The sequence below is a fragment of the Ruminococcus sp. RTP21358st1_G6_RTP21358_211008 genome (assembly GCF_040908885.1).
GTDB lineage: Bacteria > Bacillota > Clostridia > Lachnospirales > Lachnospiraceae > Blautia_A > Blautia_A faecis.
Genome location: NZ_JBDGDM010000009.1, coordinates 1 through 23,943, shown reverse-complemented (window position 1 = coordinate 23,943; position 23,943 = coordinate 1). Strand labels below are relative to the sequence as shown.

Here is a 23,943-nt window from a genome sequence, read left to right as displayed (position 1 = left end):
CTCAAGCGGGTTGGTGCATTTTTTCTTCTAGAGCGTGTTTAAAACGATTACCGTTTCCTTTTTATTCGGATCTGTAATATGCTTGACGTAGAAATAAGTAAAAACTATAATTAATGTAATTGAAATAAACATATGATATGCCTCAAAGGGGGAATTATTATGGACGTTAATTTTGAGTATTGATTCCCCATTGAAGCTCAAATATGCTTCGGAAAGGAAAGTTTATACTAATGAAAACCAAGATTCAGGATATGACCTCTGGTTCGCCGGGGAGATTGATCATTCTTTTTGCAATTCCCTTGATGTTGGGGAATATCTGTCAGCAGCTTTATACAATGGTGGATACTATGGTCGTTGGCCAGATTGCAGGTGTGGAGGCTCTTGCAGCACTGGGTGCGGTTGACTTTCTGATGTGGGTTGTCACAGGAATATCCACTGGTCTCACTCAGGGATTTTCTATTCAGCTCTCCCAGTATTATGGTGCAAAGGATTTTGAAAATCTGCGTAAATCTCTGGCACACAGTTACCGGCTGACTGCATTCATCGCAGTGGGAGTATTCATTCTCAGCCAGTCCTTTGCTGCACTGGTATTAACAGGGCTGCATACACCTTCCAATATTATTGGAATGTCATTATTATATCTGCGTATTATTTTCTGCGGAATCCCGGCTACTGCAGCTTATAATATGTTTGCCGCTGCTTTAAGGGCTATGGGAAACAGTAAAACACCATTAACGGCAATGATCATCGCATCTGTACTGAATATTTCATTGGATATCCTTTTTGTGGCAGGCTTCGGATGGGGTGTGGCAGGGGCAGCAATCGCAACTGTGATTGCGCAGAGTTTTTCTGCCGTGTACTGTTTCCTGATTTTACGCAGAATTGATATTGTTCATCTGTCCAGAGCAGATTTTATGTCTGCCGCAGGAATGAATGCCCGTCTGATGAAGCTTGGTATTCCTGTTGTATTTCAGAATATCATTATCGGTGTAGGCGGTCTGGTAGTCCAGTACGTGATCAATGGCTATGGCTTTCTTTTTGTGGCAGGATTTACAGCTACAAACAAGCTTTATGGTCTGTTGGAAATGGCAGCGATTTCCTATGGATATGCCATCGTTACTTATGTGGGCCAGAATCTGGGAGCCGGAAAGATTGACAGGATCAGGAAAGGTGTCCGCAGCAGTATGCTGCTTTCCCTGCTAACCTCACTGATCATTTCTATTGCCATGTTTTTATTTGGAAAAAATATCCTCTCACTTTTCATCTCAGGTGAACCGCAGCAGACAAAGGAGGTACTTGCAATTGCTTTTAAATACCTTTCTATTATGGCTGCCATGCTCTGGGTGTTGTACTTCCTGTATGTGTACAGATCTGCACTGCAGGGACTGGGAGATACGTTAATGCCTATGGTAAGTGGTATGGCCGAATTTGTCATGCGTATCAGTGCTGCGCTGATTCTTCCCCATTTTATCGGGCAGGACGGTATTTTCTTTGCGGAGATTGCAGCATGGAGCGGAGCTACTGTGATTTTATGTATCAGCTATTATGTGCGGATGCATAAATATCATTAATGCAAAATATATGATACGGAAAATAAAAAAAGAGACATATGTCTTTTGATAAAAAACCAAATATAAAAAAATATACTAAAAAACACTTGAAAAAATATCCTTTTTGTACGAAAATGAAAATAAATATAGAAAAAGGGACATGTGTCCTGTTTTAAAAGTGAGACATATGTCATTGTAGAGATAACAAAGCCAATTTAAAAAAAGGAGGAAAAATAATATGAAGAAAAGAATTGCAGCTATGGTTCTTGCAGGTGCAATGGCACTTTCCCTTGTACCAGCTTACGGAGTGACAGAGGTGAAGGCTGAGGCTGGAGATATGAAGATTGCCATGGTAACTGACTCCGGTGATATTACAGACCAGAGCTTTAACCAGACCACTTACGAGGCATGTAAGGCGTGGTCCGAAGAGAATGGTTCTGAGTTCAACTATTATAAACCAGAGAGCGACTCTGATGAGGCACGTAACGCAAGTGTTGACCAGGCTGTAGCAGATGGAGCTAACGTGATCGTACTTCCGGGATATATGTTCGCAGCTACTATCGTAGAGCAGTCTGAGATGTATCCGGACGTGAAGTTTATTGCACCAGACGTAAGTGCAGGCGATATCTGTGAGAAAGGTGTTGGCGAAGGATACACCTACAATCCGGATGATTATGAAGTGACCGATTACTACAATGCAGACAATGTTTACTGCTGTACCTATCAGGAAGAGATTTCCGGATACATGGCTGGATATGCAGCTGTGAAGCTTGGATACAAGCATCTTGGATTCCTCGGCGGTATGTCTGTACCGGCTGTTACCCGTTTTGGATATGGATATGTTCAGGGCGTAGACGAAGCAGCCAAAGAGCTTGGAATCACAAGTGACGTTGAACTTGAGTATGTATGCGGCGGACAGTTCTACGGCGACGCAGACATCACAGCTTACATGGATACCTGGTACGGAAGCAAGGGTGTAGAAGTTGTATTCGCATGCGGCGGTGGAATCTACACATCTGCAGCAGAAGCAGCAGCGAAGGTTGACGGCAAGGTAATCGGTGTTGACTCTGACCAGTCCGGAATCATCGGCGAGGACATCACTGTTACATCCGCTATGAAGGGTCTTGCACCGACTGTAAAGACTGCACTTGATGCGATCAAGGATGGCAATTGGGAATCTGATTACGCTGGAAAGATCGACAACCTTGGTCTTATATCTGAGAACCCGGAAGACAACTACGTACAGCTCCCAATGGAGACAACCCAGTGGGATGACAATTTCACTGTAGATGATTACAAAGATCTTGTAAAGAAATTATACAATGGCGAGATTGAAGTAAGCAGCGACATCACAGCAATGCCAGAGACTGAGATCACAGTAAATGATTACGGCAGCATCAAATAAGACAACCAACTACTCCGCATAGTAAATGCAATTATAAATCACGGGTAGGGTTCTGACAGGAAAGCAGACTGGTCTTAACATGAAGAATGGCCATGCAGTGAGAAAAAGGGGAGTGAGCAGTGGCCACTCCCCTTTTTTACGTAAGTGCCGTCATAATAAGACTTATAGTACTGTTCACTCGAGAGGTTTTTGGTGAATGAAGTGATCAGTAACCGTTTTATTACTTGTGCTTTCTGTCTGCGACTTTGCCATGAAAAAAGGAGAAAGCGAAGATGAGTGAATATGCAATTGAAATGCTGGGAATAACCAAGCGTTTTCCCGGAATCATCGCAAATGACAATATCACACTTCAGTTAAAAAAAGGTGAGATCCACGCTCTGCTTGGCGAAAATGGAGCAGGTAAATCCACTTTGATGAGCGTTCTGTTTGGTCTGTATCAGCCGGAAGAGGGCGAGATCCACAAAGATGGAAAGAAAGTTGAAATCAAAGATCCAAACGATGCAAATGACCTGGGCATTGGAATGGTACATCAGCATTTCAAATTGATAGAATGCTTCAGTGTTCTGGATAATATTATCCTTGGCGTTGAGACCACAAAAAACGGTTTCCTTCAGAAAGAGGGCGCGCGTAAAAAGGTTATGGCCCTTTCTGAAAAATATGGTCTTTCTGTAGACCCGGATGCCATTATCGAGGATACCACAGTAGGTATGCAGCAGAGAACCGAGATCCTGAAAATGCTTTACCGTGACAACGAGATCCTGATCTTTGATGAGCCTACTGCAGTACTTACCCCGCAGGAGATTCAGGAATTGATGCAGATCATGAAGAACCTGGCAGCAGAGGGCAAAAGCATTCTGTTCATTACCCACAAGCTTGGTGAGATCATGCAGGTTGCAGACCGCTGTACCGTTCTTCGTAAGGGAAAATGCATCGGAACTGTAGACATCAGAGATACCAACCCGGAGAAGCTTTCTGCCATGATGGTTGGACGAGACGTAAACTTCGTTGTAGAGAAAGAAGAAGCAAAGCCCGGTGAAGTTGTTCTGGATATCAAGGATATGGTGGTTGCTTCCAAGCATCATAAGAATAACGCAGTCAACGGCGTTTCCCTTCAGGTTCACAGAGGTGAGATCGTCTGTATCGCCGGAATCGACGGAAATGGCCAGACCGAATTTGTTTATGGACTTTCCGGCCTGGAGCCACTGAAGAGCGGCGCTATCACTATGAATGGAAAAGACATTACTCACATGCCAATCCGTGAGCGTCTTACCTCCGGCATGAGCCATATCCCGGAAGACCGTCACAAACACGGCCTGGTACTTGATTATTCCCTGGAAGACAACATTGTCCTTCAGAGATATTTCGAACCACAGTTCACCAATAAACTGGGCTTTTTGAAACGCAAAGAGATCCGCAAATATGCCAACCGCCTGATTGAGCAGTACGATATCCGCTCCGGTCAGGGTGCCATCACCAAGGCGAGATCCATGTCTGGTGGAAACCAGCAGAAAGCAATCATTGCCCGTGAGATTGATAAGAATCCGGAGCTTTTGATCGCAGTTCAGCCTACCCGAGGACTGGATGTTGGAGCAATCGAGCATGTTCACAAACAGCTGGTACAGGCAAGGGATGCAGGGAAAGGCGTTCTTCTGATCAGTCTGGAGCTGGATGAGGTTATGAATGTATCAGACAGGATTCTGGTAATGTACGAAGGTGAAATCGTAGGAGAATTTGATCCGAAGAAAGTAACCGTAGAGGAACTTGGCCTTTACATGGCAGGATCAAAGAGAAAGGAGACGAAGAGCAATGAATAATGAATCCAAAAAGAAAGAAAGCATTCTGAGAAACAATGCGGTTCAGACCATCATTGCCTCTCTTTTATGCATTGTGATTGGTCTTCTCATCGGTTATCTGGTACTTCTTATTATCAATCCTGCAGGAGCTGCAGGTGCGATTACCGCAATTATCAAGAATTATTTTTACTATCCAAGCCAGAAGGCTATGATGAAATATATGGGAACCACACTGGTAAAGGCTTCCGCACTTCTGATGTGTTCCCTGTCCGTTCTGTTTGCTTACAAGGTTGGACTTTTTAACATTGGAGCAGCAGGACAGTATGTAGTTGGAGCCGGAGCTTCCCTGTATTTTGCATTAAAACTTGGCATGCCCTGGTATGTATGCATGATCGCAGCAATCGTGATCGCATCCCTGGTAGGCGGCATCTCCGGTGCACTGAAGGCTTACTTCAATGTAAACGAGGTTATTTCCTGTATCATGCTGAACTGGATTTCCCTGTATGTGGTGAATATGCTTCTTACCCAGGTGAAATCCGAGTCTACTCCATACACCGTAGATCTTTCCAGCGGCAATAAGAGAGCTCTTCTTCCTAACTGTGGACTGGACGAGATCTTTTCCGGAAACAAATTCGTATCCATCGGTCTTATTATTTCTGTGGTAATGGCGATCGTAGTGTGGGTACTTCTGGAAAAAACAAAATTCGGTTTTGAGCTTCGCGCAACAGGTATGAACAAAAATGCTGCAAAATACTGCGGCATGAAAGAGAAGAGAAATACCATTGTAACCATGATGATCGCTGGCGGCCTTGCAGGACTTGGCGCAGCTGTTTTCTATCTCAGCGGAATTGAGACCTGGATGGTTCAGCAGACAACCGTTCCGGGCATGGGCTTTAATGGAATCGCAGCAGCCTTCCTTGGCGGCCTTCATCCCATCGGAGCAATTTTTTCCTCTTATTTTATCCAGCACATTACAAGTGGTGGAAGTTATGTGGATAAGACCATGTATTGTGCACAGATCTCTGATCTGATCTCCGCGTTTATCATTTATCTGTGTGGATTTGTATTCTTCTTCAAACTCTGGTTAAACCGTTATCTCGACAGGAGAGATGAGAAAAAAGCTGCAAAAGGAGGAGAAAAATAATGTTATTATTGATTCAGTATACATTAATATTTGCTTCTGTATTGATTCTCGTAGCACTTGGCGGCTGTTTTTCCGAGCACAGCGGTGTTATCAACATTGGTCTTGAGGGAATTATGGTTATGGGTGCACTTGGCGGTGCCCTGATGATGAAATATCTTCCGGATTCCGCTCCGGCACCAGTTGTGATCCTTCTGGTGGTTCTGGCCAGTGTGCTTGTGGGAATGATATTTTCCCTGCTCCTTGGTGTGGCTGCCATTCATTTCAATGCAGACCAGACACTGGTTGGTACGGCCCTGAATCTTCTTGGACCGGCAGCAGCTGTTGTTATCGTAAGAGCCATCAACATGGCAGAAAATCCAGACAACGTTTCTTCCACAGTTGCTTACAAGGTGGCCAAGAAAGCGTTCCTGATAAGAATTGGAAAATTTGAATTCAGCTGGTTCATGCTTTTTGCACTGCTGATCCTCATTGCTTCTTATGTGGTACTTTATAAGACCAGATTCGGACTTCGTCTGATGGCATGTGGTGAGCATCCACAGGCAGCCGATTCAGTAGGTATCAATGTTTTTAAAATGCGTTACGCTGGCGTTTTGATCTCCGGTGCACTTGGCGGTCTTGGGGGACTGGTTTATATTACTGCCGGTGTAAGTGAGTGGAAATTTGAGAACGGAGTTGCCGGCTTTGGTTTCCTTGCCCTTGCTGTTATGATCTTCGGACAGTGGAAGCCGGTAAACATCGGACTGGCAGCTCTTCTGTTCGGCCTTTTCCGTGCGCTGTCAAACGTATACACAGGATTTGATGCGCTGGTAGCCTTGAAGCTTCCCAGCACATTATACAACATGTTCCCATATATTATTTCCCTGATCGTTCTGGTGTTTGTATCCAAGAACTCCAGGGCACCGAAGGCGGAAGGCATTCCGTACGATAAAGGACAGAGGTGACACTATGAAAAACTATTCTGAAGATGCCAGCAGGCAGTATCATATCCAGGTTGCAAAGGGGGAAGTTGGCCGCTATGTGATCATGCCGGGAGACCCGAAAAGGTGTGTGAAAATTGCCCAGTATTTTGACAACCCGGTTCTCATTGCAGACAACAGAGAATATATCACATATACAGGAACCCTGGACGGCGTGAAAGTCAGCGTGACATCCACCGGAATCGGCGGACCGTCTGCCTCCATTGCCATGGAAGAGCTTTCCCGGTGCGGCGCAGATACTTTTGTCCGCATTGGAACCTGCGGCGGTATGCAGCCTGAGGTAAAAAGCGGAGATATCGTAATTGCCACAGGTGCCATCCGTATGGAGGGAACCAGCCGGGAATATGCCCCCATAGAGTATCCGGCAGTAGCTAATCTGGACGTGACAAACGCCCTTGTGGCAGCTGCGAAAGAAAAAGGACTTTCCTGTCATACAGGTGTTGTCCAGTGCAAAGACGCTTTTTACGGACAGCATGAGCCTGAAGCAATGCCAGTTGGTTATGAGCTGCTCAACAAATGGGAGGCCTGGAAGAAAATGGGCTGTCTTGCTTCCGAGATGGAATCTGCAGCGCTTTTTATTGCAGCTGGCAAGCTTCGTGCCAGAGCTGGCTCCTGTTTCCTGGTGCTTGCAAATCAGGAAAGAGAGAAGCTGGGACTGGATAATCCGGTTGTGCATGATACAGATATGGCAATCCAGGTGGCTGTTGAAGCTGTGAGAAAGCTGATCCGGGAGGATTCGTCGAATTAAGACCGTGACATCGCAATCTGCACGCCCCACTTTGCGTTACATTTTGCCTGAATTCGGTTGCCGTAGCCCATTACGGCGCCCTCATTCGGGCGAAATCTCCCACAAATTGTGACGAACATCTTGCAGTTACTTAATATTCGATGTACTAGACAATCAAATAAAGAACAGATATGAATCCTGCCAGTAAATTGCGATACAGTAATTTCGGGCAATATAAAGAGACAACAGAAATGAGGAAAATAAATGGACGTAAAAGAGATTTTAAAACATGTGGATCATACCCTTCTTCTCCAGCCATCTACCTGGGAAGAAATCAAACAGATTTGTGACGATGCGATGGAATACGGAACTGCATCCGTATGCATTCCGCCAAGCTATGTAAAACAGGCAGCAGAATACATGAATGGAAAAATGGCAGTGTGCACGGTTATCGGTTTCCCAAATGGCTACATGACAACAGCAGCCAAGGAATTTGAAACAAAAGATGCTCTTGCAAATGGTGCTTCCGAAATCGATATGGTAATCAATATCGGCTGGCTGAAAGATCAGAAATATGACCTGATTGAGAACGAGATCCGCACCTTAAAAGCTGCATGCGGTGACAAAATCCTGAAAGTTATCATTGAAACCTGCTTCCTCACAGATGAGGAAAAAATTAAAATGTGCCAGATTGTAACAGAAGCAGGCGCAGATTATATTAAGACCTCTACCGGTTTTGGCGGTGCAGGTGCAACCTTTGCAGACATTGAGCTTTTCTCCCGACATATCGGACCAAATGTAAAAATGAAAGCAGCAGGCGGAATTTCTTCCCTGGAGGATGCAGAGAAGTTCCTTGCACTTGGTGCAGACCGACTGGGAACCAGCCGGATTATAAAGATTGTAAAGAATGAGAAAGCTACAGGATATTGATTTGTTTATTGACTGTAAAGGTGAACAGATGCTGTCCCTGGAATTGGTCAGATTATAACGACGCTCATTGAGAAGAGAGTGATGTTGTCGGAGACAATCAGAAAATGTTAATGAATAAGAAAGAGGTGTGAAAATGGAAAAAGAGATGATCAACCAGCTGATTGATACAGCAATCCACCAGCTGAAATATTCCTATACACCATATTCCAATTTTAAAGTAGGCGCAGCCCTCCTTGCAAAAAATGGGCAGGTTTACACAGGCTGCAACATTGAAAATGCCGGGTACACAGCCACAAACTGTGCGGAGCGTACCGCCTTTTTTAAGGCAGTAAGCGAAGGGGTGAAGGATTTTCAGGCTATCTGTGTTGTCGGCGGTAAGGCTGGCGTGCTCACAGAATATGCAGCTCCCTGCGGCGTGTGCCGACAGGTCATGATGGAGTTTTGCAACCCGGAAACCTTCCAGGTCATTCTGGCGGTGGACAAAGAGCATTATGATGTGTATACACTAAAAGAACTCCTGCCGTTAGGCTTCGGACCTTCTAATCTGGCATGAAAGCTGCTGACTGGAGAATAGTATTATGAAGTATGTCGGAAAATGCCGAAAACAGAGTGATCTGGCATTGAATCCGGCAGTTATAAAGCAGCATAAAGAATTGCAGGAGAAAAAATTATGACAATCGAACAATTAAAAGCACTACCCAAGGCAGAGCTTCACTGTCATCTGGACGGGTCTTTAAGCCGGGAGTTCATGGAGAGCCAGCTGGGAAGAAGGGTACAGCCGGAAGAGCTTAGCGTGTCTGATGACTGCACAAGCCTTGCAGAATACCTTGAGAAATTTTCGCTTCCGGGTCAGTGTATTATGGATGAAAAAGGGCTTGAGGCAGCTGGCTACGACGTACTTCGCACCATGAGCCAGGAAAATGTACGCTACGCAGAAATCCGTTTTGCACCTCTTCTTTCAGAGACCTCCGGAATGAACTGCCGTGCTGTGATCGAGGCAGTATTAAAAGGCCTTGAGCGGGGCAGAGCAGATTTTGGAACGGAGTTTGGTGTGATTACCTGTGCCATGCGTCATCACAGCCAGGAGGACAACAGCCGGATGATAAAAACAGCCCGTGAATATCTGGGCTATGGTGTGTGTGCAGCGGATCTGGCAGGTGCGGAAGCAGCATATCCCATGGCACAGTTTATGGAGCTTTTTCAGAACACCCGTAAGCTGGAAATGCCCTTTACCCTTCATGCAGGAGAGTGTGGAAGCGTACAGAACATTGTGGATGCTGTAAAAGCGGGAGCCGGCAGGATCGGACATGGAATCGCCATGCGAGGCCATTATAATATTCAAAAAGAGCTGGCTGACAGAGGCATTGGAATTGAAATGTGTCCTATCAGCAATCTTCAGACAAAAGCGGTAAACAGTCCGTCAGAATATCCCATCCGGGAATTTCTGAACACAGGATTGAAGGTTTCCATAAACACGGACAACCGTACAGTGAGCAACACAAGCCTTACCAAAGAGCTTCAGTTCATCCAGAACACGTATGGCATTCAGGAGGAAGAGATACGGCTGATGATGAAGAATGCAGTGGATACGGCATTTGCCACTGATGAGGTGAAAGCGAGATTGTATTCTGAACTGGGAATAAAAGGATAAAATATTGGAAACGAGGGATTTTATTTTGAAAAAATATGAAAGGATTTTCGTGATCGTTCTGGATTCTCTGGGAATCGGTGCCATGCCGGATTCAGAGAAATTCGGGGATGTGGGAGTGGATACATTCGGACATATTCTGGATAAAATGGGCTCCCTGGAAATACCAAATCTTAAGAAGCTTGGAATGTTAAATCTTCATCCGGCAGGAAATATGCAAGGTGTGGAGAAGCCGATTGGCCGTTACATGCGCGTAAGCGAAGCCAGCAATGGCAAGGATACCATGACCGGCCATTGGGAAATGATGGGAATTAAGACAGAGAAGCCGTTTAAGACTTTCACAGACACCGGCTTTCCGCCGGAGCTGATCGCGGAGCTGGAGAAGCGCTGCGGCAAGCGCGTGATTGGAAACAAGAGCGCCAGCGGAACGGAGATCATTGAAGAGCTTGGGGAGGAAGAAATCCATACAGGTGCCATGATCGTGTATACTTCAGCCGACTCTGTTCTTCAGATCTGCGGAAATGAGGAAACCTTTGATCTTCAGAATTTGTATCGCTGCTGCGAGATCGCAAGAGAAATTACACGGAAGGATGAATGGCGTGTAGGCCGTGTCATCGCCAGACCATACGTTGGCAAAAAGAAAGGTGAGTTCAGGCGAACAAGTAATCGTCATGACTATGCTTTGAAGCCAACAGGTCTGACTGCATTAAATGCGTTAAAGGATAATGGGCTGGATGTGATCGGTGTAGGGAAGATCAACGATATTTTCTGCGGCGAAGGAATCACAAAGACCTATCATTCTGACAGCTCCGTACACGGTATGGAGCAGACCATCCAGATCTGCAAAGAGGACTTCAGGGGACTTTGCTTTGTGAATCTGGTTGACTTCGATGCCCTGTGGGGACACAGACGAAATGTGGAAGGCTACGGCAAAGAAATCGAGAAGTTTGACAGGAATCTGGGCGTTCTTTTGGAAGAGCTTCGGGAGGATGACCTTCTTATTCTTACCGCAGACCACGGGAATGATCCCACCTATAGCGGCACTGACCATACCAGAGAGTATGTTCCCTTCCTGGCTTATTCCAAGACTATGAAAGAGGGTGGCCCCCTTGAAAACGAGGATACTTTTTCCGTTATTGGCGCATCAGTGGCAGATAATTTTGACGTGAAAATGCCGGAAGGAACTATCGGACATTCCATTCTTGAGAAATTATGCTAAAATAGAAAAGCAGCTGTTGGATAGCGGTTGTATATCCGGTGGATTGCTTGCTTTTGCGACAGAACCCGGATAGAAACAAATGATTTGCAGCACATGGCAGAAGATGAGGAAATCATATGAAACACACTTATTTACACGATGTACTTCCATTCCTTCGTGAACTGGAACGTGAGAAACAGAAACAATTTGAGGCTTATTTCCGTACTGCGCCATTATGGCTTATGGACCTGTTTCAGAGTGAGATAATGGAAGCCGGAACTACTTTTATCAGGGAAAATGAACCGGCAGATACGATTTTCTTTGTTGCCAGAGGAAGAGTAAAAGCTACAGATTACCGGATTTCCGGCATTGCCTATGATTTTATGAAGCCCATGAATCTCATTGCGCTTGGTGGTATGGAAGTGATCCTGGGACAGGATACCTACCAGACCACCCTGCAGACAGAGACAGAGTGTATTGTTACCAAGCTTCCAAGAGCGCAGTATGAGAAATGGATTTATTCAGATACGGAAGCTTTTCGCATGGAGGCAAAGCTTACCTGTGCTTCCCTGTTGGAGGAAGAGCGGCGGAACCGTCTGTACCTGTTTTTGGAAGGGGCTGACAGATTAGCTGTACTTTTTTCGGAATGGTTTGAAAAATATAACAAAAATGACATTTTATGCATCGGCGAAAGCCGGCAGAATCTGGCAGATGAGACAGGCCTTTGCCTGAAAAGCATCAGCCGCGCCATCAAGAAGTTTCAGGCAGAACAGCTGATCGTGAAAAAAGGAAATCAGATCTGTATCGACAGGAAGCAGTACGAAAGGCTGAAGCGGACTGTGGATGAGAAAATCGGCAACGTATAAACGGAACACAAGACTATAGCAAAACGCATGGTATTGAAGGCTTTCTGTTTATATGAAAATAATGTTATAAGCTGTCCTGGCGATAAGCCGGATAGCTGCAGATAAAGGAGAAGGTGTACATGAGCGATTTATATCAGAAATTAGAGACTTGCCTTGCAAGTGTTAGAAAAAAGACAGATTTTAAACCGGAAGTGGCGCTGATCCTGGGATCCGGCCTTGGAGATTATGCAGATGAGATCCAGATCGAAACCACCATTGACTATACAGAGATTGAGGGCTTTCCAACCTCCACAGTTGCAGGTCACAAAGGCAGATTTGTATTTGGATATGTGAAAAATGTGCCGGTTGTGATCATGCAGGGAAGAGTGCATTACTATGAAGGCTATCCAATGACGGATGTAGTTCTTCCCACCAGATTGATGGGCATGATGGGGGCGAAGAAGCTGTTTCTTACAAATGCAGCCGGTGGAGTGAATCCGAATTTTAAACCAGGTGATTTTATGATGATCACCGATCACATTACCACAGGAATCCCGAGTCCGCTGATCGGACCGAACATTGAGGAACTGGGAAGCAGATTTCCGGATATGAGTGAGGTATACAGCAGACGATTGCGAGAGGTGATCCGTGCCAGTGCAGAAAAATGCGGTATAGATCTCCAGGAGGGCGTATATGTGCAGTTTACAGGTCCTGCCTATGAAACTCCGGCTGAAGTGAGAATGGCAGCTATATGGGGCGGTGACGCAGTTGGAATGAGCACTGCATGTGAAGCAATGGCAGCCCGTCATATGGGAATTGAAGTGTGCGGAATTTCCTGTATCACCAACATGGCAGCTGGCATTTCGAAGCAGGAGCTGAACCACAAGGAGGTTCAGGAGACTGCAGACAGAGTGGCGAAATCTTTTAAAAAGCTGGTGACGGAAATCATAGCCGGTATGTAGCCGCAAGGAAGTGCGGGTTTCATAAGAGGCAGCGCAAACCAAAAGATATAACGTAACAAAGGAGAAAAGTTATAATATGGGAATTGTTGTAATCGGTGATGTTTTTATCGATGTGAAAGGTTATTCCACAGCACCATTTATTCCTGGAGGAAGAAATGCCGGTGTGATCCAGCAGATCCATGGCGGTGTAGGAAGAAATGTAGTGGAAGATATTGCCAATATAGAGTTGAAACCAACCTTTGTCAGTCTGGTAGATGACGACGCTATGGGGGATGATGTGATCCGCAAACTGGAGCGTCATAAAGTAGATACCAGATATATGCGTAAGGTAAAAAACGGCATGGGAACCTGGCTGGCTGTCTTTGACCAGGACGGAGATGTGGTGGCATCTATTTCCAAACGTCCGGACCATCGTCCGATAGAGCAGATCCTGGATGAACACGGAGATGAAATTTTCCAGGATGCGGACAGCGTTGTGATCGAGATTGATATTGACAAGGAAATTGTGAAGAAGACCTTTCACTATGCAGAGAAATACGGCAAAAAAGTATACGCTCTTGTATCGAATATGACCATTGCAATCGAAAGACGTGACTTCTTAAGGCGGACAGCCTGCTTTGTATGCAACCAGCAGGAAGCGGGCATCCTGTTTTCGGAGGATTACGGTGGCCTGAAGCCTGAAGAGATGGCCCGGTGTCTGGCAAAAAGAATCCAGTCCGCCCATATTCCAAAGATGGTGGTTACCATGGGAAGTGATGGTGCAGCTTATGCAGATCAGGAAGGAAACTGGGGCGTTTATCCAGCTATGAAGGTAGATGTGGTTGACACCACAGGCGCGGGAGATGCCTTTTTTGCAGGTGTGTGCGTAGGCCTTACCTATGGAAAAACAATGAGAGAGGCATGTGCCATTGGTACCCGTCTTTCCTCAACTGTAATTTGTACCTCAGAGAACATTTGTCCGAGATTTATGCCGGAAGAATTTGATCTTGACAGGTAGGAGAAGAATATGGAAAGTCTTATTATAGGAATTGCCGGCGGCTCCGGCTCCGGTAAATCTACTTTTACAAACAGAATTAAAAAGCGTTTTGGAGATGACGTAGTAGTCCTTTATCACGACAATTATTACCGCAGACAGGATGGAATCCCTTTTGAGCAGCGTGTGACTGTGAATTATGATCATCCGGATTCTCTGGAGACAGAGCTTCTGGTGGAGCATCTGAAGCTTCTGAGGCAGGGGAAAGCTATTGACTGTCCGGTTTACGATTATTCCCAACATAACCGTTCAGACAAGATCCTTCATATCACCCCAAGTCCGGTGATCCTTGTGGAGGGAATCCTTCTTCTGGCAGATCCCAGAGTGCGTGAGCTCCTTGATATTAAGGTCTATGTGGAAGCTGATGCTGATGAGCGTATTCTTCGCCGGATTTCCCGTGATGTGGAAGAGAGGGGAAGAGATTTGAATGGAATCATTAAACAGTACTTAAACACAGTGAAACCCATGCATTACCTTTATGTAGAGCCCACTCGTTCCAAGGCTGATATTGTGATCAACAGCGGAAAGAATGACGTGGCGTTTGATCTGTTTGTTTCGAAAATCAGTATGGAATTGGAGAAACGGAAGCAGGGGTAATTACAGAAGATGTTAGCTGTAGTTTGGAAACATTGCTGTGATGATGCGGCAGAATTAGCAAATGAAAGTTGCTGTTTACGAAATGGGTGAGAATTCCGGCATAAAGAATTTTTCTGCGAAATTGGTAGATGGCAACAGATAAAAAGATACAGGAGATCAGAATGTCACAGGAAAAAGAGAACAGACAGTATGAGAATGCGCAGAGTGTGCAGGAGGGGCAGCAGCCTCATAAGCGCAGAGTGCGCTACAAAGGCAGATACCCGAAGAAATATGAGGAGAAATATAAAGAACTTCAGCCGGAGAAATACCAGGATACCATTCAGCATGTAATGCAAAAAGGGAATACCCCGGCAGGCATGCATATTTCTATTATGGTAAAAGAGATTATTGATTTTCTGGAGATCAAACCAGGACAGATTGGCTTTGATGCCACACTGGGCTACGGTGGCCATACAAAGGCCATGCTTCAGTGCCTGCAGGGACAGGGGCATATGTATGCCACTGACGTAGACCATGAGGAAGCAGCCAAGACAAAGAAAAGACTGGAAGATCTTGGCTTTGGGGAGGATATTCTGACCATTAAACTTCAGAATTTCTGTACCATTGATGAGATTGCCAAAGAAGTAGGAGGTTTTGATTTCCTTCTTGCTGATCTCGGCGTGTCCTCCATGCAGATCGATAATCCCAAGAGAGGTTTTTCCTTCAAAGCAGACGGACCTCTGGATCTGCGCTTGAATCAGGAAGCCGGGATCAGTGCGGCAGAGCGCCTGGAACATATTACCCGGGATGAGCTTGCTGGAATGCTTTATGAGAATTCAGACGAGCCATACTGTGAAGAGCTTGCCAAGGCGATCACAGATGAAATCCGCAAAGGAAACCACATGGATACCACCACAAAGCTTCGTCAGGTCATTGAGAAAACTCTGGATTTCCTTCCGGAAAAAGAGAAGAAGGAGACCATCAAAAAGACCTGCCAGCGTACCTTCCAGGCCCTTCGGATTGATGTGAACCGGGAGTTTGAGGTTCTGTATGAGTTTATGGAGAAGCTGCCGGGAGCACTGAAGCCCGGAGGAAGAGCGGCAATCCTTACGTTCCATTCAGGAGAGGATAAGCTGGTGAAGAAAGCACTGAAGGCTGGATACAAGGAGGGAATTTATTCCGATTATTCCAGAGACGTGATCCGTCCGTCAGCCCAGGAATGTGCCCAGAATGGACGCGCACGGTCTACGAAAATGCGCTGGGCGATTAAATCGGAGTAAACGCGATAAATACGCTGCGCGAGTTTGGCTCGCCTATCAAGTAAATGAGACAAAGCACGCTCTGCAAGTTTTATTCGTTATCGCGTCAGTCACCAAGGTTTTTCGTGCAGGCACGAACTTTGGCTCGCCTATCGCATAAATAAAATGGGGAGGAACCGCATCACTGCAGTTCCATCCCCCATATCTTACAATCTCTGGTTCCCACAACCATATAACTTTGATATACAGCAGGAGATGCTTCGATGACTCCCTCACTGATCTGGTGGCAGTCAAGAACATCTCCTGTTTTTCCATCCAGAAGATAGATATGTCCTGTGCTGTTGCAGTAGAGAACCTTTCCGCTGCTATCCGGATTGTATACACATACAGGTGAAGACCAGGCATAGGCAGATTCATGCTCCCAGTTTACTTTCCCGGTATTTTTATCAATGCATGCAAGTACACCTTGTGCCTGTCCACTGGTTCTGGCAACTGTCACATAAATGTTATCCGACAATTCTTCTTTCCCAACAGCGATGGTAGACTGTACACCGCCTGAAACACTGTCCTCGGAGGAACAGTCGTAAGAGGTCTGCCAGATGATCTCTCCTGTCTCCGCATCAATTTTCCAGACAGGAACCTCTGCAGTGGTGCTGCTTCGCCAGCCCAGGCGGAAAGAGGTGCTGACATACAGGTAAAGGTGTCCGTCCTCCACAGACAAAACGGGAGTAGAGTTGGAGTCATCCAGAATATCCTGCACCCATACAAGCTGCAGGGTATTCAGATCCAGGCACATTAGATTGCCGCCATTATCAGCAATAAAAAGATAACCGTCATAGATGGCTGCGCTGTCCTCCATGCCAAGCCAGTAGGAGCCTACGCTGGTACGTGTTCCGTAGTAGCGCCATTTTACAATGTGATCCGGATTTATGGACAAGGTGCCTGCTTCCGGGTCATAACTGGTATTCAGTTTGATCAGATAAAGAATTCCGTTCTCTCCTGGATAGATCAGGGTATCTGTGGCAGCATCCACAAGGGCGGAGGAATCAAAGTAGCTTAAATTTCCGCGAAGGGAAAATTCATCATTATTTCCAAAGGTATACATCACACTGCAGTCCAGAAGATTCACAACAAAGACCCTGGCAGTGCCTTCATTGCTGTCATAACCTGCGCCGACATACATAATTGGATAACCTCTGGGATCAAGTGCACCTGCCCCTTTGAAGGTGAAACCAAGGTAAAGGGGATCTCTGGTAGCCTCGCCGGTTTCCAGATCTAGGAAATACACATAGCCGTCCATGCAGGCATAGATCACTTCTACAAGATCGTCTTTTTCCTTTGCCCAGTCGTACATATTCATGGACTTCTTTACTTCTCTGGACCATTTTTCCATAAGAGGCTGTCCGGTCCAGCCGCTTCCGGACCAGGTGGCATCTCCGTAAGTAATAGAGCCGGTTTTTGCTGTCCAGAGATCCTGGATTTTTCCATTTTTAATCTGTGTATTGCCATAGGCTGCAGTGTCACGGAAATTGTTTCCGCGGAAGGTGACGATTCCATCCACATCTGTGTAGCTGATCCCGGCATCGAAGGAGTGGGTATCTGTGGAGGTATAATCCGAAGTATTGGCAAGTATCTGTCCGTCCACCTCAATGTCTGTGGTTTCTATGTATAAAGATGGGCTGGTGGAATCTACGCATTTAGGAGAAAATTCTGCCGGTCTTGCCATTGCGGCTTTTACAGCGGCAAGAGAATTGGAGTCATCCATGTCCAGACCGCTGGCTTCCTCAACCATGGAAACTGTATTTACATTTTCCTGGATCTTTTTTACGAGGAAAACTCCTCCCAGTATAATAACTGCTGCAATGATCAGGATCCCTTCTGTAAGAAGAAGTTTTCGGAAGAAATATTTTTGCTGCAGCTGCTTTTTTCGTTTCCCTACTTTTCTTTTCATATTCTGAATCCTTCCCTGTTCATTTGGCAAAAATTATACAAGGTATGACTGGGAAATTCAAGATGTCAAGAGCTGTTTTGGAAATTCAATTTTCAGATTGGGAAAAAGGGCGCAATCTTTTTTCTTGACAGTGTATGGCCTGGCTTGTTAAAATATTATTTATCGTATGAAAAGGAGGAGAAAACATGCTGAAAGTATGGATCGTAGGATCTGAAGGCCAGATTGGCGAGGCAATTAATGAAGTGCTGGATCCGTTGGAAATTGAAGTTTTGAATACAGACAAAAATGCGCTTGATATTACAGAAACAGACGAAGTTCTCCATTTTGGAGAGATCAACCGTCCGGATGTGATCATCAACTGTGCTGCGATCACAGATGTAGAGCTTTGCGAGAAGCAGCCGGAGGAAGCATTTCGTGTAAACGCTTTAGGCGCCCGCAACTTAAGCCTTGTAGCAAGAAAAACAGGGGCAAAGATGGTGCAGCTTTCCACAGACGACGTTTTTGATGGGCTGGCACAGAAGCCGTACACGGAGTTTGACAATACAAACCCTAAGACTGTTTACGGAAAATCCAAGTGCGCCGGGGAGAATTATGTGAAGGAGTTTACCCACAAGCACTTTATCATCCGAAGCAACTGGGTCTTCGGAAAGGGAAATAACTTTGTAAACCGTGTTCTGGAGGCCGCAGATCAGGGCAGAGCTCTTGCTGTAGCTGAGGATCAGTATGGTTCCCCCACAAGTGCCAAAGATCTGGCAAGAATTATCCTGCATCTGATCCGCACCAATGAGTACGGAACCTATCATGCAACCTGTCAGGGTGTTTGCAATCGTTATGAATTTGCAAAGGAGATACTTCGCCTTGCAGGCAAAGAGGAGCAGCTGAATCCGGTACCTACCTCGCAGTCTGATCTTTCTTCTGCCAGACCTGCATATGCAGTTCTGGACAATTTTATCCTTCGCATTATCGATGTATATGAGATGCCTGGCTGGAAGGATTCTCTGGAAGAATTTATGAAAGAAAAACGGGAGGGCTAAGATGAGCGCGAAGAAAGAAAAGAATGTAAAAGAGAAAAAGAAGATCAGCTTAACCAGTATGATCTTTATTGCGCTGATCGCCGGAGCAATCACAGGAATGGTTCTCCATTACCTGGTGCCGGATAGCAGTGTGAAGAATGATGTGATTGTTGAAGGAGTGCTGTACGTTTTGGGACAGGGCTTTATCCGTCTTATGAAAATGCTGGTAGTACCTCTTGTTTTCTGCTCACTGGTATGTGGAAGTATGGCTATCGGTGATACTAAGAAGCTGGGAAATGTAGGTGGAAAAACACTTGCATTTTATCTGGTCACAACAGCGGTGGCAGTTGCAGTTGCCCTTGGAATCGGAACTCTTTTGAGACCGGGAATTGGTCTTGATATGAGTAAGATCCAGATAAATGCTTCCGATATTGAGACTATGGAGTCTACCTCTCTGGTTCAGACTATTCTCAATATCATTCCGGATAACCCCATCAAGTCCCTGGCAAGTGGGGAAATGCTTCAGATCATAGTGTTTGCTTTGATCATTGGTGTGATCCTGGCAAAGCTTGGGGAGCGTGCGGAGACCGTTTCCAACTTTATCAGCCAGTTTAATGATATTATGATGGAAATGACCATGATGGTTATGAGTCTGGCTCCTATTGGTGTATTCAGTCTGATCGCAAGAACCTTTGCAACCATTGGTTTCAGCGCATTTGTGCCTCTGGCAAAATATATGATCGCAGTTCTGATCGCTCTGGCAATCCAGTGTTTTGGTATATACCAGATTTTGCTGAAGCTGTTCACGGGCCTGAATCCGGTGAAGTTTATCCGAAAGTTTTTCCCGGTTATGGCCTTTGCCTTTTCCACTGCAACCTCCAATGCGACTATTCCGCTTTCTATTGATACGCTGCACAAGAAGATGGGTGTTTCCAAGAAGATTTCTTCTTTTACCATACCTCTTGGTGCGACTATCAACATGGATGGTACTTCCATTATGCAGGGAGTTGCGGTTATGTTCGCTGCCCAGGCTTTTGGAATCCAGCTGACTCCTATGGATTATATTACAGTAATCGGAACAGCCACACTGGCTTCCATTGGTACCGCAGGTATTCCAAGTGTTGGACTTGTTACTTTGACTATGGTATTTAATTCTGTTGGTCTTCCAGTTGAGGCAATCGGTATTATCATGGGTATTGACCGTATTCTGGATATGGCAAGAACAGCGGTTAATATTACCGGTGATGCTGTTTGTACGACCATTGTGGCTTGCCAGAATGGGGCTGTGGATAAAGAAGTGTTTAATAAAGCTGAATAAAAATATTGGCGTGTGTATGTGAGTTTAGACTCAGGTATGCACGTCTTTTTTTGTGTGGCGAAGGCGGACGCCTGGGAGGGGCAGTGTGTTGCGGACAACGTCAAAAAACGGGATTTTACTCCGTCGTCGATTGCAGGTTCCATAAACAAACTCGCCCATGCTGGGCTCAGACAGTGTTTATGGAACCTGCGCTATACTCATAAAATCCCGTTTTTTGACTAACTGTCCGCAACACACTGCCCCTCCCAGGCTGATTGTTCAAAGTAACTATGAATTAAGTGGAAATAAACAGCGTATAACACTTGACAACAGTATAATACTGTTATATACTGTTTGCATAAGGAGGAGTCACATGAAGATCATAATTAATCACTCGTCGATGCAGCCAATTTATGAGCAGATCACAGATCAGATCAAGGCGATGATCATTGACGGGACGTTAAAGGAAGAGGAAATGCTTCCCTCTGTGAGAACTTTGGCGAAGGAGCTGAAGATTAGTGCTCTTACGGTGAAGAAGGCGTATGACTTTCTGGAGGAAGAGGGGTTCGTGGTTACGGTGCATGGGAAAGGAAGCTTTATCGCTAAGAATAACCAGGGACTTCTTATGGAAGAGCGGAAGCGGGAAATTGAGACAGAACTGGAGGAAGTGATCCGGAAAGCGCGGATCAGCGGATTGTCTGAGGAAGAGATCCGGGAACTGTTTGAGCTTATTATGGAGGAGTAGATATGCTGCTGAGTTTGAAGAATTTGCAGAAGAATTATCCTGGATTTTCCCTGGATGTAAGTATGGAAATAGAAGAAGGACAGATCACCGGTCTGATCGGAGCCAATGGAGCAGGGAAGTCTACTACCTTTAAGGTTATTCTGGGGCTGGTTCATCCTGATGCAGGAGAGATTCGTCTGTTTAATAAGGATATGGAGCAGATTTCCCAAAAAGAGAAAGCGGATATAGGCGCGACACTTTCTGACAGCGGTTTTTCCAATTGTCTGACCGTGAAACAGATTGTGCATATTCTGACAGAGACTTATGAGAAATTTGACCGGGAGATGTTTGAGAAGCGGTGCAGCCAGTTTTCCATCCCCATGGATAAGAAACTGAAAGAGTTTTCCACAGGAATGAAAACAAAGTTAAAAGTGCTGACAGCCACCAGCTTTGATGCCAGGCTTCTTGTTCTGGATGAGCCTACAGCCGGTCTGGACGTGATTGCCAGGGACAGCATTCTGGAACTCCTTCGGGAATATATGGAGACAGAAGGCAGAAGTATTCTGATCAGCTCCCACATTTCCTCAGATCTGGAGAGCCTGTGTGATGATATCTATATGATTGATAAGGGACTGATCGTGCTTCATGAGAATACAGATGTGCTGCTGGATGAATATGGTCTTATCAAGGCTGACGAGAAGCAATATGAATTGCTTGATAAGCAGCATATTCTCAAGGTGAAGAAGGAGCAATACGGCTACAGCTGTCTCACAGATGAGCGTGCATTTTATGTGGAGAACTACCCGCAGCTTGCAATAGAACGTGGGTCTGTGGACAAGGTTATTACCATGATGATCAAGGAGGAAGTATTATGAAAGGTATGTTTGTAAAAGACATGGAAATTATGAGGGGAAACATGAAAACGTTCATTGGCGTATATATTATAGCCATTTTCTGTTTCCTTAGTACTTCCGCAGGTCCTTCTTTTCTAATCAGTTATGTGTCTGTTCTGGCTGCTGTTATGGCACTGAATACCATAGCAACTGATGATATGGATAATGGTATGCCTTATATTTTTACTTTTCCTATCAGCAGGAAAGAATACGTGAAGGAGAAGTATCTGCTGGGTGCAGGGATGGTCACGGTATTGTGGGCTGTTGCTGTTGCAATTGCAATTGGCGTAAATGCTTCCGGATATCGTAAGGTGTCCTGGGAAGAACTGATCGCTTCTGCAGCTGCCGGTCTTTTTCTTGCTGTTTTCGCAAATGCGGTTGTGTTTCCGGTACAGTTGAAATATGGAAGCTCTACAGGAAGGCTGGTGCTGCTTGTTCTTGTATTTGGCATCATGGCTGTAGGATGGATTGGCGTAGAACTATGCCAGAAAATGAATGTGGATTTTTCCGGTCTGAAAAATCTGGGCCTACGCATTTGGAACCTTGGAATCCCAGTCTGTCTGGCGATGCTGTTTGTTCTTATGTTGCTAATGCTTCTGATTTCCTGTACAATATCCATAAAGATTATGGAGAAAAAGGAGTACTGATCCGGAAATGAAGAAGAATCAGATTTTTATAAAATGCGGAACTGAATATAAGGAGATGACGAAAGAACTGCTGGAGGCGTGTGATCTGGCAGGGGAGATAGAGAAGAAGTTTGAGAAATGCGGATTGAAGGTGCTTTCAGAAAATTCCGGGGCAGGTTTACAGCAGAATAGTGAGAAGATTATAACAGAAGCAAAGTTTGAAACAAAGAGCAGTCTTATTGACAACTCTGAAGCAGAAGTGGACTGTTTTTATTCTTCGGATTCTGTGGAAAAACAGAATTCAGAATTTGGTTTGTACAATATGCGGATCGGCATCAAGCCAAACCTGGTCGCCCCCATGGAAGCCTACTGGGGCGGCACCACTCACCCGGAGGTAGTCGCCGGAATCGTAGAATATCTTCAGGAAAAAGGTTTTTCCAATCTGGTGATCATGGAAGGTTCCTGGGTAGGAGATAAGACCTCCGAATCCTACGAAGTCTGTGGTTTCAAGTCCCTCTGTGAAAAATATAACGTTCCGTTCCTTGACATGCAAAAAGAAAAGGGTGTGCCTGTACAATGTGGCGATATGACCTTAAACATCTGCAAAAGTGCCCTTGACCTGGACTTCCTTATTAATGTTCCGGTACTAAAAGGTCACTGTCAGACCAAAATCACCTGTGCATTGAAGAACATGAAAGGTCTTCTCCCTAATTCTGAGAAGCGCCGTTTCCACGCATTAGGTCTTCATGACCCCATTGCCCACCTGGGACTTGCTATCCACCAGGATTTCATCGTGGTAGACAATATTTGCGGAGACCTGGATTTCGAGGATGGCGGCAACCCCGTAGAGATGAACCGCGTTCTGGCAGCTGTGGATCCGGTTCTTATGGATGCCTATGTCTGCGACATGATGTACTACCAGGTAGAAGAGGTTCCCTACATCACAAAGGCTGCCACCCTTGGTGTTGGCTGCGCCGACATCCGCCAGGCAGAAATCCGTGCCCTCGATGGTAACCCCGGCGCTCCCATTCCCAAGTCACGGAAAGTGGTAGAGCTTGCCGACGCTGTAGAAGAAGTAGAATCCTGCAGCGCCTGCTACGGCAACCTGATCCCTGCCCTTGACCGCCTGAAGCAAGAAGGCCTCCTTTCAAACCTGACCACCCGAATCTCCATCGGTCAAGGCTACCGAAACCAGAAAGGCATCCTGGGAATCGGCCACTGCACCCGCCACTTCACCCACCACCTGGAAGGATGTCCGCCAACTGAAGATGAGATTTATGAGTTTCTGAAAAATTATTTAATTGGTTGAAAGTTATTCAAGGCGGACGCATTCGGACAATGGTGATTGCTCACTCGCCGGCGCAACGCTCCAGCGAACTAACTGCTAACTGC

The 23,943-nt window shown here is 45.6% G+C and carries 24 protein-coding genes; 22 read left to right on the top strand and 2 right to left on the bottom strand.

The annotated features are described in order from the left end of the window. Positions 1–230 precede the first annotated feature (230 nt). The 6 genes from AB5Z12_RS05080 to udp all read left to right on the top strand — a co-directional run bounded on the left by AB5Z12_RS05080 (position 231) and on the right by udp (position 7,617). Positions 231–1,571 carry an MATE family efflux transporter gene (locus AB5Z12_RS05080; RefSeq protein WP_173716882.1) on the top strand — a complete coding sequence of 447 codons (1,341 nt, stop codon included), beginning with the start codon at positions 231–233 and terminating at the stop codon, positions 1,569–1,571. Between the two features lie 217 nt (positions 1,572–1,788). Further along, positions 1,789–2,955, top strand: a complete 1,167-nt coding sequence (locus tag AB5Z12_RS05075; RefSeq protein WP_173735180.1) for a BMP family protein — start codon at positions 1,789–1,791, stop codon at positions 2,953–2,955. A gap of 272 nt (positions 2,956–3,227) precedes the next feature. Beyond that, positions 3,228–4,769 carry an ABC transporter ATP-binding protein gene (locus tag AB5Z12_RS05070; protein WP_148462316.1) on the top strand — a complete coding sequence of 514 codons (1,542 nt, stop codon included), beginning with the start codon at positions 3,228–3,230 and terminating at the stop codon, positions 4,767–4,769. Next, complete coding sequence (locus AB5Z12_RS05065; RefSeq protein WP_173735179.1) at positions 4,762–5,892, top strand: ABC transporter permease; 1,131 nt, start codon at positions 4,762–4,764, stop codon at positions 5,890–5,892. Before AB5Z12_RS05070 ends, AB5Z12_RS05065 begins: the two co-directional genes overlap by 8 nt. Further along, positions 5,892–6,833 (top strand): ABC transporter permease, encoded by a 942-nt coding sequence (locus AB5Z12_RS05060; RefSeq protein WP_173719035.1) that lies wholly within the window; start codon positions 5,892–5,894, stop codon positions 6,831–6,833. The genes AB5Z12_RS05065 and AB5Z12_RS05060 overlap by 1 nt, the downstream gene beginning before the upstream one ends. 4 nt (positions 6,834–6,837) lie before the next feature. Next, a complete protein-coding gene (gene udp / locus AB5Z12_RS05055; protein ID WP_118578624.1) occupies positions 6,838–7,617 on the top strand; it encodes a uridine phosphorylase in 780 nt (259 codons plus the stop codon). On the opposite strand, the gene AB5Z12_RS05050 is transcribed toward udp, so the two are convergent. Beyond that, positions 7,614–7,688, bottom strand: coding sequence for a DUF6783 domain-containing protein (locus AB5Z12_RS05050; protein WP_334284868.1), 75 nt, complete (start codon positions 7,686–7,688; stop codon positions 7,614–7,616). The two genes, udp and AB5Z12_RS05050, sit on opposite strands and share 4 nt — an antisense overlap. Here AB5Z12_RS05050 and AB5Z12_RS05045 point away from each other — a divergent pair. The 10 genes from AB5Z12_RS05045 to rsmH all read left to right on the top strand — a co-directional run bounded on the left by AB5Z12_RS05045 (position 7,665) and on the right by rsmH (position 16,068). Continuing rightward, positions 7,665–7,751, top strand: coding sequence for a DUF6783 domain-containing protein (locus AB5Z12_RS05045; RefSeq protein ID WP_306797096.1), 87 nt, complete (start codon positions 7,665–7,667; stop codon positions 7,749–7,751). The genes AB5Z12_RS05050 and AB5Z12_RS05045 overlap by 24 nt on opposite strands. 109 nt (positions 7,752–7,860) lie before the next feature. Further along, complete coding sequence (gene deoC, locus AB5Z12_RS05040; RefSeq protein ID WP_173719034.1) at positions 7,861–8,526, top strand: deoxyribose-phosphate aldolase; 666 nt, start codon at positions 7,861–7,863, stop codon at positions 8,524–8,526. Positions 8,527–8,659: 133 nt separating this feature from the next. Further along, a complete protein-coding gene (locus AB5Z12_RS05035; RefSeq protein ID WP_173716878.1) occupies positions 8,660–9,079 on the top strand; it encodes a cytidine deaminase in 420 nt (139 codons plus the stop codon). A 117-nt stretch (positions 9,080–9,196) separates the two neighbouring features. Continuing rightward, positions 9,197–10,177 (top strand): adenosine deaminase, encoded by a 981-nt coding sequence (gene add, locus AB5Z12_RS05030; RefSeq protein WP_173716877.1) that lies wholly within the window; start codon positions 9,197–9,199, stop codon positions 10,175–10,177. A 25-nt stretch (positions 10,178–10,202) separates the two neighbouring features. Next, positions 10,203–11,393 (top strand): phosphopentomutase, encoded by a 1,191-nt coding sequence (locus tag AB5Z12_RS05025; RefSeq protein ID WP_173735178.1) that lies wholly within the window; start codon positions 10,203–10,205, stop codon positions 11,391–11,393. 116 nt (positions 11,394–11,509) lie between these two features. Next, on the top strand, positions 11,510–12,238 hold the full coding sequence (locus AB5Z12_RS05020) for a Crp/Fnr family transcriptional regulator (protein ID WP_173719031.1): 729 nt from the start codon (positions 11,510–11,512) through the stop codon (positions 12,236–12,238). Between the two features lie 119 nt (positions 12,239–12,357). Then, the gene (locus tag AB5Z12_RS05015; RefSeq protein ID WP_173770319.1) at positions 12,358–13,179 is read left to right on the top strand and encodes a purine-nucleoside phosphorylase; all 822 of its coding nucleotides are present in this window, start codon (positions 12,358–12,360) and stop codon (positions 13,177–13,179) included. Between the two features lie 76 nt (positions 13,180–13,255). Further along, positions 13,256–14,176 (top strand): carbohydrate kinase family protein, encoded by a 921-nt coding sequence (locus tag AB5Z12_RS05010; RefSeq protein WP_173719029.1) that lies wholly within the window; start codon positions 13,256–13,258, stop codon positions 14,174–14,176. A gap of 9 nt (positions 14,177–14,185) precedes the next feature. Next, positions 14,186–14,809, top strand: a complete 624-nt coding sequence (udk, locus tag AB5Z12_RS05005; RefSeq protein WP_173716872.1) for a uridine kinase — start codon at positions 14,186–14,188, stop codon at positions 14,807–14,809. 161 nt (positions 14,810–14,970) lie between these two features. Continuing rightward, complete coding sequence (gene rsmH / locus AB5Z12_RS05000; protein WP_195379381.1) at positions 14,971–16,068, top strand: 16S rRNA (cytosine(1402)-N(4))-methyltransferase RsmH; 1,098 nt, start codon at positions 14,971–14,973, stop codon at positions 16,066–16,068. Positions 16,069–16,228: 160 nt separating this feature from the next. Here the strand turns inward: rsmH and AB5Z12_RS04995 are convergent, their stop codons facing one another. After that, the gene (locus AB5Z12_RS04995; RefSeq protein WP_195588810.1) at positions 16,229–17,998 is read right to left on the bottom strand and encodes a PQQ-binding-like beta-propeller repeat protein; all 1,770 of its coding nucleotides are present in this window, start codon (positions 17,996–17,998) and stop codon (positions 16,229–16,231) included. Positions 17,999–18,183: 185 nt separating this feature from the next. Between AB5Z12_RS04995 and rfbD the strand changes: the two genes are divergently transcribed. From rfbD to AB5Z12_RS04965, 6 genes are all read left to right on the top strand, one after another. Next, positions 18,184–19,032, top strand: coding sequence for a dTDP-4-dehydrorhamnose reductase (gene rfbD / locus AB5Z12_RS04990; protein ID WP_173735173.1), 849 nt, complete (start codon positions 18,184–18,186; stop codon positions 19,030–19,032). Between the two features lies 1 nt (position 19,033). Further along, positions 19,034–20,329: a dicarboxylate/amino acid:cation symporter gene (locus AB5Z12_RS04985; RefSeq protein WP_173735172.1), complete on the top strand. Its 1,296-nt coding sequence runs from the start codon at positions 19,034–19,036 to the stop codon at positions 20,327–20,329. A 352-nt stretch (positions 20,330–20,681) separates the two neighbouring features. Then, the gene (locus AB5Z12_RS04980) at positions 20,682–21,053 is read left to right on the top strand and encodes a GntR family transcriptional regulator (RefSeq protein ID WP_117853413.1); all 372 of its coding nucleotides are present in this window, start codon (positions 20,682–20,684) and stop codon (positions 21,051–21,053) included. Between the two features lie 5 nt (positions 21,054–21,058). Continuing rightward, positions 21,059–21,907 (top strand): ATP-binding cassette domain-containing protein, encoded by an 849-nt coding sequence (locus AB5Z12_RS04975; RefSeq protein ID WP_368356967.1) that lies wholly within the window; start codon positions 21,059–21,061, stop codon positions 21,905–21,907. Beyond that, positions 21,904–22,572: an ABC-2 transporter permease gene (locus AB5Z12_RS04970; RefSeq protein WP_173735171.1), complete on the top strand. Its 669-nt coding sequence runs from the start codon at positions 21,904–21,906 to the stop codon at positions 22,570–22,572. The genes AB5Z12_RS04975 and AB5Z12_RS04970 overlap by 4 nt, the downstream gene beginning before the upstream one ends. 7 nt (positions 22,573–22,579) lie before the next feature. Further along, a complete protein-coding gene (locus AB5Z12_RS04965; RefSeq protein WP_243271290.1) occupies positions 22,580–23,860 on the top strand; it encodes a DUF362 domain-containing protein in 1,281 nt (426 codons plus the stop codon). The last annotated feature ends 83 nt before the right edge of the window (positions 23,861–23,943 follow it).

Coding starts and splice junctions, on each gene's coding strand:
- AB5Z12_RS05080 (WP_173716882.1), top strand. CDS start 231: ATGAAAACCAAGATTCAGGATATGACCTCTGGTTCGCCGGGGAGATTG.
- AB5Z12_RS05075 (WP_173735180.1), top strand. CDS start 1,789: ATGAAGAAAAGAATTGCAGCTATGGTTCTTGCAGGTGCAATGGCACTT.
- AB5Z12_RS05070 (WP_148462316.1), top strand. CDS start 3,228: ATGAGTGAATATGCAATTGAAATGCTGGGAATAACCAAGCGTTTTCCC.
- AB5Z12_RS05065 (WP_173735179.1), top strand. CDS start 4,762: ATGAATAATGAATCCAAAAAGAAAGAAAGCATTCTGAGAAACAATGCG.
- AB5Z12_RS05060 (WP_173719035.1), top strand. CDS start 5,892: ATGTTATTATTGATTCAGTATACATTAATATTTGCTTCTGTATTGATT.
- udp (WP_118578624.1), top strand. CDS start 6,838: ATGAAAAACTATTCTGAAGATGCCAGCAGGCAGTATCATATCCAGGTT.
- deoC (WP_173719034.1), top strand. CDS start 7,861: ATGGACGTAAAAGAGATTTTAAAACATGTGGATCATACCCTTCTTCTC.
- AB5Z12_RS05035 (WP_173716878.1), top strand. CDS start 8,660: ATGGAAAAAGAGATGATCAACCAGCTGATTGATACAGCAATCCACCAG.
- add (WP_173716877.1), top strand. CDS start 9,197: ATGACAATCGAACAATTAAAAGCACTACCCAAGGCAGAGCTTCACTGT.
- AB5Z12_RS05020 (WP_173719031.1), top strand. CDS start 11,510: ATGAAACACACTTATTTACACGATGTACTTCCATTCCTTCGTGAACTG.
- AB5Z12_RS05015 (WP_173770319.1), top strand. CDS start 12,358: ATGAGCGATTTATATCAGAAATTAGAGACTTGCCTTGCAAGTGTTAGA.
- AB5Z12_RS05010 (WP_173719029.1), top strand. CDS start 13,256: ATGGGAATTGTTGTAATCGGTGATGTTTTTATCGATGTGAAAGGTTAT.
- udk (WP_173716872.1), top strand. CDS start 14,186: ATGGAAAGTCTTATTATAGGAATTGCCGGCGGCTCCGGCTCCGGTAAA.
- rsmH (WP_195379381.1), top strand. CDS start 14,971: ATGTCACAGGAAAAAGAGAACAGACAGTATGAGAATGCGCAGAGTGTG.
- AB5Z12_RS04995 (WP_195588810.1), bottom strand. CDS start 17,998: ATGAAAAGAAAAGTAGGGAAACGAAAAAAGCAGCTGCAGCAAAAATAT.
- rfbD (WP_173735173.1), top strand. CDS start 18,184: ATGCTGAAAGTATGGATCGTAGGATCTGAAGGCCAGATTGGCGAGGCA.
- AB5Z12_RS04985 (WP_173735172.1), top strand. CDS start 19,034: ATGAGCGCGAAGAAAGAAAAGAATGTAAAAGAGAAAAAGAAGATCAGC.
- AB5Z12_RS04980 (WP_117853413.1), top strand. CDS start 20,682: ATGAAGATCATAATTAATCACTCGTCGATGCAGCCAATTTATGAGCAG.
- AB5Z12_RS04970 (WP_173735171.1), top strand. CDS start 21,904: ATGAAAGGTATGTTTGTAAAAGACATGGAAATTATGAGGGGAAACATG.
- AB5Z12_RS04965 (WP_243271290.1), top strand. CDS start 22,580: ATGAAGAAGAATCAGATTTTTATAAAATGCGGAACTGAATATAAGGAG.